The sequence below is a fragment of the Nocardioides sp. CPCC 205120 genome (genome assembly GCF_048654585.1).
GTDB lineage: Bacteria > Actinomycetota > Actinomycetes > Propionibacteriales > Nocardioidaceae > Nocardioides.
In genome coordinates this window covers 725,233-736,446 of record NZ_JBMCYY010000001.1, presented here as the reverse complement: position 1 = coordinate 736,446, position 11,214 = coordinate 725,233, and the positions used below count along the sequence as shown (strand labels likewise).

At 73.7% G+C, this 11,214-nt stretch carries 14 protein-coding genes; 8 read left to right on the top strand and 6 right to left on the bottom strand.

Going from position 1 to position 11,214, the window contains the following annotated elements; genetic code table 11:
* The 5 genes from ACOACO_RS03435 to ACOACO_RS03415 all read left to right on the top strand — a co-directional run bounded on the left by ACOACO_RS03435 (position 1) and on the right by ACOACO_RS03415 (position 3,451).
* Positions 1–396, top strand: a complete 396-nt coding sequence (locus tag ACOACO_RS03435) for an ArsR/SmtB family transcription factor (RefSeq protein ID WP_420294848.1) — start codon at positions 1–3, stop codon at positions 394–396.
* Between the two features lie 58 nt (positions 397–454).
* Complete coding sequence (locus ACOACO_RS03430; protein ID WP_420294847.1) at positions 455–958, top strand: hypothetical protein; 504 nt, start codon at positions 455–457, stop codon at positions 956–958.
* Between the two features lie 19 nt (positions 959–977).
* Complete coding sequence (locus ACOACO_RS03425) at positions 978–2,006, top strand: adenosine deaminase (protein ID WP_420294846.1); 1,029 nt, start codon at positions 978–980, stop codon at positions 2,004–2,006.
* Between the two features lie 120 nt (positions 2,007–2,126).
* Positions 2,127–2,777, top strand: coding sequence for a TetR family transcriptional regulator (locus ACOACO_RS03420; RefSeq protein WP_420294845.1), 651 nt, complete (start codon positions 2,127–2,129; stop codon positions 2,775–2,777).
* A 116-nt stretch (positions 2,778–2,893) separates the two neighbouring features.
* On the top strand, positions 2,894–3,451 hold the full coding sequence (locus tag ACOACO_RS03415) for an HXXEE domain-containing protein (RefSeq protein ID WP_420294844.1): 558 nt from the start codon (positions 2,894–2,896) through the stop codon (positions 3,449–3,451).
* 23 nt (positions 3,452–3,474) lie between these two features.
* Here ACOACO_RS03415 and ACOACO_RS03410 read toward each other — a convergent pair whose 3' ends face one another.
* From ACOACO_RS03410 to ACOACO_RS03400, 3 genes are read right to left on the bottom strand one after another with little or no spacing between them, the layout of a single operon-like run.
* Complete coding sequence (locus ACOACO_RS03410) at positions 3,475–4,320, bottom strand: ABC transporter ATP-binding protein (RefSeq protein WP_420294843.1); 846 nt, start codon at positions 4,318–4,320, stop codon at positions 3,475–3,477.
* Positions 4,317–5,255, bottom strand: a complete 939-nt coding sequence (locus tag ACOACO_RS03405) for an ABC transporter permease (protein WP_420294842.1) — start codon at positions 5,253–5,255, stop codon at positions 4,317–4,319. Before ACOACO_RS03405 ends, ACOACO_RS03410 begins: the two co-directional genes overlap by 4 nt.
* Positions 5,252–6,256: an ABC transporter substrate-binding protein gene (locus ACOACO_RS03400; RefSeq protein ID WP_420294841.1), complete on the bottom strand. Its 1,005-nt coding sequence runs from the start codon at positions 6,254–6,256 to the stop codon at positions 5,252–5,254. Before ACOACO_RS03400 ends, ACOACO_RS03405 begins: the two co-directional genes overlap by 4 nt.
* 195 nt (positions 6,257–6,451) lie before the next feature.
* Between ACOACO_RS03400 and ACOACO_RS03395 the strand changes: the two genes are divergently transcribed.
* Positions 6,452–7,306, top strand: a complete 855-nt coding sequence (locus ACOACO_RS03395; protein WP_420294840.1) for an aldo/keto reductase — start codon at positions 6,452–6,454, stop codon at positions 7,304–7,306.
* Between the two features lie 111 nt (positions 7,307–7,417).
* Here the strand turns inward: ACOACO_RS03395 and ACOACO_RS03390 are convergent, their stop codons facing one another.
* Genes ACOACO_RS03390 through ACOACO_RS03380 form a run of 3 tightly spaced genes read right to left on the bottom strand, consistent with a single transcriptional unit; the run spans position 7,418 to position 9,138 of the window.
* On the bottom strand, positions 7,418–7,906 hold the full coding sequence (locus ACOACO_RS03390) for a hypothetical protein (protein WP_420294839.1): 489 nt from the start codon (positions 7,904–7,906) through the stop codon (positions 7,418–7,420).
* Entirely contained in the window at positions 7,903–8,517 is a 615-nt protein-coding gene (locus ACOACO_RS03385) for a rhomboid family intramembrane serine protease (protein ID WP_420294838.1), read from the bottom strand. The genes ACOACO_RS03390 and ACOACO_RS03385 overlap by 4 nt, the downstream gene beginning before the upstream one ends.
* A gap of 54 nt (positions 8,518–8,571) precedes the next feature.
* Positions 8,572–9,138, bottom strand: coding sequence for a hypothetical protein (locus tag ACOACO_RS03380; RefSeq protein WP_420294837.1), 567 nt, complete (start codon positions 9,136–9,138; stop codon positions 8,572–8,574).
* Positions 9,139–9,297: 159 nt separating this feature from the next.
* Here ACOACO_RS03380 and ACOACO_RS03375 point away from each other — a divergent pair, with 159 nt between their 5' ends.
* Positions 9,298–10,272: a glucosyl-3-phosphoglycerate synthase gene (locus tag ACOACO_RS03375; RefSeq protein WP_420294836.1), complete on the top strand. Its 975-nt coding sequence runs from the start codon at positions 9,298–9,300 to the stop codon at positions 10,270–10,272.
* Positions 10,269–11,132: a dihydropteroate synthase gene (folP, locus tag ACOACO_RS03370; RefSeq protein WP_420294835.1), complete on the top strand. Its 864-nt coding sequence runs from the start codon at positions 10,269–10,271 to the stop codon at positions 11,130–11,132. The genes ACOACO_RS03375 and folP overlap by 4 nt, the downstream gene beginning before the upstream one ends.
* Positions 11,133–11,214: the final 82 nt, after the last annotated feature.

The window sequence follows — 11,214 nt, the reverse complement described above, 5'->3', positions numbered from 1 at the left end:
GTGAACACCGTCGCGCCCGTCCTCGACCAGGCCCCCGACGTCTCGCCCGCGTGCTGCGAGACGGACGAGAGCGGCGCCCCGGGCATGAGCGCGGCCCGAGCGACGGCGGTCGCCGCGATCCTCAAGGCCCTGGCCGACCCCGTGCGGCTCCGCCTCTACTCCCGGATCGCTGCGGCCGCCGAGCCCGTCTGCGTGTGCGACATCGACGACGTCGGCGTGTCCCAGCCGACGGTCTCCCACCACCTCCGCAAGCTGCGCGAGGCCGGGCTCATCGCGTCCGAGCGCCGCGGCACCTGGGTCTACTACTCCCCCGTGCCCGGAGCCACCGCAGTCGCGTACGACGCCCTCCAGCCCGGCGCCCGGGCCGACCGGTCCCCGGCGCCCAGCCACCCGTGACCGACCGTCACGTCCGGGCGCCTCGCCTGTTGCGTCAGGGAGTGCGACCATCCCGGCCATGGGTTCCCGCTACGACGTCGCCGTCTTCCGCAGGACGTCCTTGTCCGAGTTCGGCCGGGCGGTGGGCGGCACGCTGACCGTCGGCGACCAGGTCGTGGAGCCCTGGGCAGGACCCTCGGCGGTCACCGTGGCGCAGGTCGACGTCGCGGCCGAGAGCAACGTGGTCGTGCTGGCGGCGCCCATGAAGTCGCCCCGCGGTGTCGACGCCCGCCTGGCCAGGAGGCTCGGGACCGAGGCCCTGTTCGCCACGGTGTGGGACTCCGTCTCGGTGTACGCCCTGCACGTCGTCGGCGACGGGGTCGACCGCGAGATCGCCGCCGACCCCGAGGAGGGGGCGTACAGCCGCGGAGCCCCGCTGCCCGAGGAGCCCTCGTGGCCCGACCTCGACGAGGCCTACGTCCAGACCGTGCTGGTGGCACGCTGCGGGATCGACCCCGGCGCCATCGGGGCCCACCCGGCGACCTGGTTCGCGTTGAGCCCGGCACCGGCGTCCGACGCCTAGCCCCACCGGAAGGATCCACGTGCACGACTTCATCGCCGGCCTGCCCAAGGCCGAGCTCCATGTCCACCACATCGGCTCGGCGTCCCCCCGCATCGTGGCCGAGCTCGCCGCGCGTCACCCGGGCACCGTGCCCAGCGACCCCGCCGAGCTCGCCGAGTTCTTCGCGTTCCGCGACTTCGCCCACTTCATCGAGGTCTACCTCGCCGTCGTGGCGCTGGTGCGCACGCCCGAGGACATCCGCTACCTCACCTACGAGGTCGCCCGGGAGATGGCGGAGGGCCAGCACCTGCGGTACGCCGAGCTGACGTGCACGCCGTACACCTCGGTGCGTCCCCACGACGAGGGCGTGGGCATGCCCATCGAGGCCTACACGGAGGCTCTCGAGGACGCCCGCGTCGCGGCGGAGCGGGACTTCGGGCTGGTGCTGCGCTGGATCTACGACATCCCCGGCGAGTCGGGCCTGCCCGCGGCGGACGCGACCCTCGGGTTCGCCCTCGACCACCCTCCGGACGCCCTCGTCGCCTTCGGGCTCGGTGGGCCGGAGATCGGGGTGCCCCGACCGCAGTTCCAGCCCCACTTCGACGCCGCCCGCGCGGCGGGCCTGCACAGCGTCCCCCACGCGGGCGAGACCACCGGGCCCGAGACGGTGTGGGACGCGCTGCGGCTGCTGGGCGCCGAGCGGATCGGGCACGGCACCTCCTCGGCCCAGGACCCCGCGCTGCTGGCCCACCTGGCCGCCACGGGGGTCCCGCTCGAGGTGTGCCCGTCGTCGAACGTGGCCACGCGGGCGGTCCCCTCGCTCGACCTCCACCCGCTGCGCGCCTTCCGCGACGCCGGGGTCACGGTCACGATCAACTCCGACGACCCGCCGATGTTCGGCACGACGCTGAACCGCGAGTACGCGATCGCCGCCGAGATCCTGGGGCTCGACGAGGCCGGCACCGCCGACCTCGCCCGCGCCGCGGTCCACGCGTCCTTCGCCGACGACGCGACCAAGGACCGGGTGCTGGGCGAGATCGACGCCTACGCGAGCGGCCGCCCAGCGTGACGAGGCTGGCCGCACCCACGCGATCGTCGGACGACCGCGCCCGACGACGCGAGCGCCTCGCGCAGCTGGGCGAGGCAGTGCCGGGAGCGGCGGCTGCGACCCGGGTGCGACCATCGGCCCATGACCGACGCCGCTCCCGACGCAGTGCGACGAGGGCGCGGGCGACCGAGGGGCGTCGGCGGCAGCCGTAGGGACGACATCGTCGCCGCGGCGACCGCCGACTTCGCGGAGCACGGCTACCGCGGCGCCACCGTGCGGGGCATCGCGGCCCGGGCCGGCGTCGATCCCGCTCTCGTCCACCACTACTTCGGCACGAAGGCGGACCTGTTCGCGAGCGTGCTCCGAGCGCCCGTGCGCCCCGATCGCGACGCGCACGAGATCCTCGACGGCCCCGTCGACTCGATCGGGTGGCGGCTCGTGCGGCACGTGCTCACCGTCTGGGACGACGGGGAGACACGGTCGGACGGCGTGCAGCTCCTCCGTGCGGCACTGAGCGACGGCGCAACCAGCTCGATGGTGGCCTCGTTCCTGCACGCCGAGCTCCTCGAGCCGGTGGCCGCGACGCTCGAGGCGGGCGACGCCGAGCTGCGCGTGTCGCTCGTCTCCAGCCAGGTCCTCGGCCTGCTGCTCGGGAGGTACGTCCTCGCCCTGCCGGCGCTGCGCGACGCCACCGTCGACGATCTGGTCGCGCGCGTCGGCCCCACGATCCAGCGTCACCTCACGGGCGACCCGGTCGAGCAGCCTCTGCCCTCGACGCCTGCAGACCGTTGACGGGCCCTGCCGGTCCCGCCACTATTCATCCGTGATGAATTCTGACCGGCGCCCGGTGCACCGAGCCCCCCGGGTGCACTGACGTGCACAGCCGCACCCGTGCGAGCGTCGCGTCGGTGACCGTCGCCCTCCTGCTCATCGCGGTCTTCGCGGTCGTCTCGCCCGGGCCGGCGATGTGGTGGACGTTCATCCCCGCCATGGTCCTCGCGTGCGTGCTGCACCTGATGAGCACGGCGGTGGCGGCACCCGACCCGGCCGAGGTGCTCCCGATCTACCTGATCGCGCTCGCCTGGCAGTTCCTGCACTTCGCGGAGGAGTACCTGGGTGAGTTCCACCGGAGATGGCCCGAGGACGTCTTCGGCGCTCGGCCGATGAGCGTGGACTTCTTCGTCGGGGGCAACATGGCCGCCTACGCGGCCTTCACGGTCGGGGCCCTGGCGCTGCTGGCGGGCTGGCGCGTCCCGTTGCTCGTCGTCTGGTTCTTCGCCGTCATGGGTGTCCTCGGCAACGCCGTCGGACACCTCGTCTACGCGATCGTCTCGGGCGACGCCCTCTTCCCGGGGACGCTCACGTCGCTCGCCTACTGGATCATCGGGCCCGTCCTCCTCGTGAGGCTCTGGCGGTCCTCCCGCGGGAACCGGGCGCACCCGGACGCGGCCGACCGGGCCCTCTGAGGGCTCCGGCGGCCGCGTCCCCGTCAGCTCCCGTGCACCAGCGCGGCGATGTGCTTCTCGACCGCGTTGAAGTCGGGGGCGTTGACGTCGCGCTCGGGGCCCAGGTCGACGGGCACGACCTCGGCGATGTGGCCGGGCACGCCGTGCGAGGCGCCGCCGGCCATGACGACGACGCGGTCGGCGAGGTAGACGGCCTCCTCGATCGAGTGCGTCACGAACAGCACGGTCGCGCCCGAGGCGGCCCGCAGGCGCCCGAGCTCGTGCTGCATCGTGGTGCGGGTGAGGGCGTCGAGCGCGCCGAACGGCTCGTCCATCAGCAGCACCGCGGGGTCGTTGGCGAGCACCCGGGCGATGGCGACGCGCTGCTGCATGCCGCCCGACAGCTCGCCGGGGTAGCGGTCCGCGAACCGCGTCAGCCCGACCACCTCGATGTACTCCGCGGCCCGCGCCCGCGCCCGGGCACGCGACATCCGCTGCTGCCGCGGCCCCCAGCGCACGTTCTCCGCGACCGTCAGCCACGGGAACAGCCCGTAGTCCTGGAACACGACACCGCGGTCCGGCCCCGGCCCGCGCACGGGCCCGCCGCCGACCTCCACGACGCCGCTGGTGTGCTGCTCGAACCCGGCGAGGATCCGCAGCACCGTCGACTTGCCGCAGCCGCTGGCTCCGACGACCGCCACGAACTCCCCGGGCGCGACCTCGAGGTCGACCCCCGCGACGGCGTCGACGGGCCCGCGCCGCGTCGCGTACTGCTTGCCGACGCCGCGCAGCACGATCCGGCCGCCCTCGTCGGGCTCCCGGGTACGGCGGGTGCTCCCGGCGGTCTCGAGCGTCGTCGTCCCTGCCACCACGGCCTGGTCCCCCCTCATGCCCGCACCAGCGGGCGTCGTCCGAACAATCCCTTGAGGCCGAGCACGAGCACGCGGTCGGAGAGGTAGCCGGCGATGCCGATGACGATCATCCCGACCACCACCCGGTCGGTGCGCACCTGCTCGCGGGCGATCATGATCATCGAGCCGAGGCCCGTGTCGATGCCGTTGGCCTCGCCGAGCACGAGGATCACCCAGCCGAGGCCGAGCCCGATCCGCAGCCCGGAGACGATGCCCGGCGTCGCGGCCGGCACGACCACCTTGAGCAGCACGCCGAGCCGGCTCGTGCCGAGCATCCGCGCCGCCTCGACGAGCCGCGGCGACACCTCCCGCGTCGCCGTGATCGTGTTGAGCAGGATCGGGAAGAACGCCGAGAGCACGATGAGGAAGATCGTCGCCTGGCTGCCGAACCCGATGATGAGCAGCACCAGCGGCACCCACGCGGTCGCGGGGATGGGCCGGAACAGGTTGACGGCCGGGTCGAGCGTGGCCCGGACGATCTCCGAGCGCCCCATCAGCACCCCGATCGGGATCGCCAGGGCCGCCGCGAGGGCGAACCCGGCGAGCACGCGGAACGCGCTGGCGCCCAGGTGGCTCCACAGCGTGCCGGAGTAGGCGTCGTCGTACACCCCGCCGAAGGCGAAGTCCCACATCAGCTTCGCGACCTCCAGCGGCGGCGGCAGGAAGCCCATCTTGATGTCGAAGAGCAGCACCCACTCCCCGCGCACGCCGAGGTCCCACAGCAGCACCAGGAGGGCGATGAACCCGATGCCGAGGGCCGCGTGGCCCACGCGCCGCCCCAGGCCGCGGGTGCGGGCGGGGCGCGCCGTACGGGCGGGGGCGGGCGCGGTGGCGGGCACCGGGGCCGGGGTCGGGGCGGTCACGGTGGCCGGGGGGTCGGAGGTCGCCTCGGTGACGGGCGTCGGGGCGCTCACGCGTCCTCCGGCTCGTCGCGGGAGGCGTAGGTGGTGTCGACGACGTCCTCGACGGCCGGCTCGCTGCTGATCATGCCGAGGCGCGCCATCTGGGTGATGAGGTTCGCGACCTGCTCCTCGTACGACGGGGAGAGGTCGGAGCGCAGCCAGAAGTTCTCGAGCGCGGTGGCGAAGACGTCCTCGTCGCCGCCGTACTCCTCGACCATCTCGGGCAGCCACTCGTCCTGGTTCGCGAGCATGTAGTCGGTCGTGGCCGCGTGGGTGTCGACGACCTCCTGCACCGCGTCGGGCTGGTCGTCGATGAACTCCTGGCTGGCGAGCAGGCCGATGTTGACGCGGCCGATCTCGGTCTCGTACGGCGACGCGATCTCGTGGCCGCCCGACGCCAGCGCCAGCGACACCCCGATCTCGGGCGCCAGGAACGCGTCGATCTGGTCGGTGTCGAAGGCATTGAAGAACTCGGGCGCCGAGAGCGAGACCAGCTCGAGCTCGTCGACGTCGATGCCGGCCTCCTCGAGCATCAGCTGGAGCACGACGTACTGCGAGCTCGACTCCAGGTAGCCGACGCGCTTGCCGACCAGGTCGTCCATCGTCTGCACCGACTCGTCGCCGACGAAGCCGCTGCCGCCGTCGGAGGCGGCCGCGACGACCTTGACGTCGCGGCCCTGCGCGGCGCCCGCGATGGTGGCCGTGATGGAGCCGACCGCCATGTCGACGGTGCCCGAGAGCAGGGCGTCGTTGAGCGCCGGGGCCGTGTCGAGGGTGACGACCTCGTACTCGATGTCGCCCGTCGCGTGGTCGCCGTAGAGGAACGGGGCGTAGAAGTGCGGCTGGCCGCGCAGCGTGCCGACGGTCACCGTCGTGACCTCCTCGTCGTCACCGCCGCCCGTCGAGGTGCAGGCGCTGAGGCCGCCGGCGGCGACGAGCAGGGCGGCCGCGGCCGCCGCGAGGCGGACGGGACGCACGGAACGCACGGGGCGGGTGCGGGGGACGACGGGCACGGGGGGCCTCCACGGGTTGGTACGGCGGGTCGAGCGCTCACCTTCCGGCACGCGTTTTTCACGGCGGTGACATCGGTGTTTCAGGGACCAGCCGGTTGCGGCAGGGCCCACCCGGTGGTGGAGGTGCGAGCGCCAGCTCGCCTCGAAACCACGCCGTCCGGGAATGTTCTGGGCCGCGGGGGCACTGTGCTGGGTATGGCTTCCACGAACATCCCCACCGTCAGCCTCAACAACGGGACGTCCATCCCGCAGCTCGGCTTCGGCGTGTACCAGGTGCCGCCGGAGGAGACCGAGCGCGCGGTGAGCACCGCGTTCGAGGTCGGCTACCGCCACATCGACACGGCGCAGATGTACGGCAACGAGCGCGGCGTCGGCCAGGCGATCAAGGCGTCGGGCATCGCGCGCGACGAGCTCTTCATCACCACCAAGCTCAACAACGGCTTCCACCGCCCCGACGACGCGAAGCGGTCGTTCGACCAGTCGCTCGCCGACCTCGGCCTCGACACCGTCGACCTGTTCCTCATCCACTGGCCGCTGCCGACGCGCTACGACGGCGACTACGTCTCGACGTGGCGCGCGCTGGCCGACCTCGCGTCCGACGGTCGCGCCGCCGCGATCGGCGTCTCGAACTTCCAGCCCGACCACCTCAAGCGCATCACCGACGAGACCGGCGTCGTGCCGGCCGTCAACCAGATCGAGGTGCACCCGTACCTGACGAACGAGGCGGCCCGCACGGCCAGCCTCGACCTCGGCATCGCCGTCGAGGCGTGGTCCCCCATCGCCCAGGGCGCGGTGCTCGACGACCCGGTGCTGGTGGAGCTCGCCGAGAAGTACGGCAAGACCACCGCCCAGGTCACCCTGCGCTGGCACGTCGAGCGCGGCGACATCATCTTCCCGAAGTCGGTCACCCCGCAGCGGGTGAAGGAGAACTTCGAGATCTTCGACTTCGCGCTCACCTCCGACGAGGTCGACCGCGTCTCGGGCCTCGACAAGGGCGAGGAGGGCCGCACCGGCCCGAACCCCGACACGTTCGACTACATCCCCGGCTGATCGGGGCCCCGCCCCCGGGCGGACGAGTACGACGTCACGCGGCGCCGACGGTGAGGTCACCGTCGGCGCCGTGTCGCGTCGTACGAGGTGGTGCCGGGTCGTGCTCGGGCCTCAGCGGAGCCCGAGGTGCTTCTCGAGGTTGCCGGCGAACCCGTTGCCCATGGTCCCCACGACGCCCTTCATCGCGGCCTTCACTGCGGGCGCGGACACGCGCGGCAGCGGCAGGTCGACCGTGATGGCGAGGCTGATGGCGAGGTGCGTGGCGGGACCGTCGTCGGTGGAGGCGTCCTCGAGGGCGTACCAGCCCTCCGCGCCCGCGTCCTCCTCCGCCCCGGCCGGCGGGTCGTGGCGGAACTCGATGCGCTCGAGCTCGGTGAACGTCATCCGCTCGGTGAACTCGGGCGCCACGGCCGTGCTCAGCGCCGGCACCTTGGTCATGCGCCAGCGCCAGTGCTGCCCCTCCTCGCCGTACGGCTCGATGCTCGTGAGCATCGGCGTCAGCGACGCGAGCTGGTGGGGGTCGGTGAGCACGTCCCAGATGCGCTGCCGCTCCACGGGCAGCACCTCGGTCGCCTCGTGCGTGACGGTGAACTTGGTCATCGGACCTCCTGGGTACGGCGGGGGGCACGGGGAGCACGTCGAGGTGCCAGCAGCGCCGCGGCGACCACGCCGCCGAGCGCGCCGAAGAGGTGGCCCTGCCACGAGACGCCGGGCTGGCCGGGCAGCACGCCCCACAGCGCGCCGCCGTACACGAGCAGGACGACGACGCCGAAGGCGACCTGGCCGGGGCTGCGGCTGAAGAAGCCCCGCAGCACCAGGTAGGTGATGAACCCGAAGACGAGCACCGAGGCGCCGATGTGGTTGGTCGCCGACGGCGCGACGAGCCACGTGCCGAGGCCGCCCACCGCCCACACGACGCCCGTCGCGGCGAGCGCGCGGCCGATGCCCGACAGGGCGATCACGAAGCCGAGCACGAGCAGCGGCAGGGTGTTGGAGATCAGGTGCCCGAAGCCGAGGTGCAGCAACGGTGCCGACAGGATGCCGACGAGCCCCTCGTCGCTGCGGGGCTGCACCCCGTAGGCGTCGAGGCGGTTGCCGAGCACGGTGTCGACGATCTCGAGCACCCACAGCAGCGCGACGAAGCCGCCCACCAGCACGGCGGCGTCGCGCACCGGCTCGGCAGCGGCCGGGCCGCGGTCGGGCGAGGACATGCGGACAGGCTAGCCAGGGGCGGTCAACGTCGCGGCCGACCGCCCCCGGACGGCTCAGCCCTGGGGCGCTCCGGTCCCCCACATCGGGGAGGGCTGCGGCGCGGCCCGGCGGGCCTGCACGCCGGAGGGCCCGAACGGGACGGCCGGGGGGTTGGTCACGACGGCCGGAGCCGGAGCCGTCAGGGTCAGGGTGCTGGTGCCGTGAGCCGTCGACGGGAGATACATCGTGGCGTCCGGCAGCGGCGCCCCCGATCCTGCGGCGATGACCCGGTCCCCGGACCACCGCGCCGCCTTCTGGCCGGTGCCGTCGACCCAGTTGAAGTAGGTCAGCGTCCAACCGTTCAGGTCGTTGTACGAGCCGTTGGTCACCGTGTCGGGGCTGGCCGGGTCGACGGCGACGTCGAACGAGGCGGTGACCAGCAGGTCGCTGGGCGAGCTGTTCGTGACCAGGCCGGAGAGCAGCACACCGGTGGACGTGCGGGTCGGCGTGAAGACCGCGGTGACGTCGCCGGCGACCGACGCCGCGAAGGCCGGCGCGGCGCTGACGACGACGACGGCGGGTGCCGTCCAGGCGGTGGCGCGCAGGACGGTGCGGCGGGAGGGGCTGAGCGGAGTCGTCATGGTGTTCCGTTCTACGGGGGCGCGGAGACGCGGGTGCGGGGTGCGGGGGGGCGCGGGGGTGAGGCGAACCCTACGGCGCGCCCCCTCCCCGCGTGGCGGAACGCGCGGACCGAGGGTGACCGGCAGGCGCCCCGCGCCGCCCTGTCTAGGCTGACGGGCGTGACCGCGCTGCCCGAGGACGCCACCGCCGCGTGGTCGCGTCGGCGCTCGCACCGCTGGGACGCGTGGACGCTCGACGCCCTCCTCGAGGCCCGCCGCGCGACCGGCGCGACGGTGAGCCTCGTCGTACCGGCCCGCAACGAGGCGGCGACCGTCGGCGACGTCGTCACCCGCGTGCGGGAGCGCCTCGTCGAGACCGTCTCCCTGCTCGACGAGGTCGTCGTCATCGACTCCGACTCGGTCGACGACACCGCGGCCGTCGCCGCCGACGCGGGCGCGGTCGTGCACCGCGCCTCCGACATCCGCCCCGACCTCGGCTGGGCGCCCGGCAAGGGCGAGGCCATGTGGAAGTCGCTCTTCGTCACCCGCGGCGACCTGCTCGTCTTCATGGACGCCGACCTGCGCGAGTGGGACACCCACTTCGTGCCCGGCCTGCTCGGCCCGCTGCTCACCGACCCGTCGGTCGCGCTGGTCAAGGGCTTCTACGCGCGCCCGCTCGACGTGGAGGGCGGCGGACCGTACGACGGGGGCCGCGTCACCGAGCTCGTCGCCCGCCCGCTCATCGCCCTGGCGTTCCCCGAGCTCGCGGGGATCGTGCAGCCGCTGGCCGGCGAGTGGGCGGTGCGCCGGGAGCTGTTCGGGTCGCTGTCGGTGCCGACGGGGTACGCCGTCGAGCTCGCCGCCCTCGTCGACACGCTGCGGACCCGCGGCCTCGATGCCATCGCGCAGGTCGACCTCGGCCGCCGCTCCCACCGCCACCAGGCCCTCGCCGACCTCGGGGCGATGGCCACCCAGATCCTCGCCGCGGCCGCCCGGCGCACGGCCCCCGTGGCCGGCGTCGACACCGTCGCGTTGCGACAGTTCGACCAGTCCGACGGCGGCGCCCACGCGGCCGTGCGGGCGGTCACCGTGGGCGAGCGTCCGCCGTACTCCTCGCTGGTCGGCGCAGGCCCGAGCCAGGCGGACCGCCCGTGACGCTGCGCCTGGGCCGGCACTCCTTCGCCGACGACGCCACGCTCGTGATGGCGATCGTCAACCGCACCCCCGACTCGTTCTTCGACCGCGGCGCCACGTGGGCCGAGGACCAGGCGTTCGACCGCGTCGCCCAGGTCGTCGACGAGGGCGCGGAGATCGTCGACATCGGTGGCATCAAGGCCGCGCCGGGCGTCGAGGTCGACGAGACGGAGGAGCGCCGTCGCGTCGTGTCGTTCGTGGCGCGGGTGCGGGCGGCGTACCCCGACCTCGTCATCTCCGTCGACACCTGGCGCGCCTCGGTCGGCCGCGCCGTGTGCGCCGAGGGCGCCGACGTGCTCAACGACGCCTGGGGCGGGGCCGACCCCGAGCTCGTCGACGCCGCCGCCGAGCACGGCGCCGCGATCATCTGCACCCACACCGGCGGGGTCACGCCGCGCACGCGGCCGTTCCGGATCACCTACGACGACGTGGTCGCCGCCGCGATCGCCGACACCACGGCGTACGCCGAGCGGGCGCTCGCGGCCGGCGTGGCCCGCGAGTCGATCGTCATCGACCCGGCCCACGACTTCGGCAAGAACACGTTCCACTCCCTCGAGGTCACCCGCCGCCTCGGGGAGATGGTCGCCACCGGCTGGCCCGTGCTGGTGAGCCTCAGCAACAAGGACTTCGTCGGCGAGACGCTCGACAAGCCCGTGGGCGAGCGGCTGCTCGGCACGCTGGCGGCGACCGCGATCTGCGCGCAGGCGGGGGCCCGGATCTACCGGGTCCACCAGGTGCCCGAGACCCGTCAGGTCGTCGACATGGCGTGGAGCATCGCGGGCCGCCGTCCGCCCGCCCGCCCGATCCGGGGCCTGGCCTGAGGGGCAGCCCGAGGGTTGGCTGAGGGCCGGCCTGAGGGTCGCTGCCCCCCAGGCGGCCCGGACCTGGATAGCCTCGGGCCCG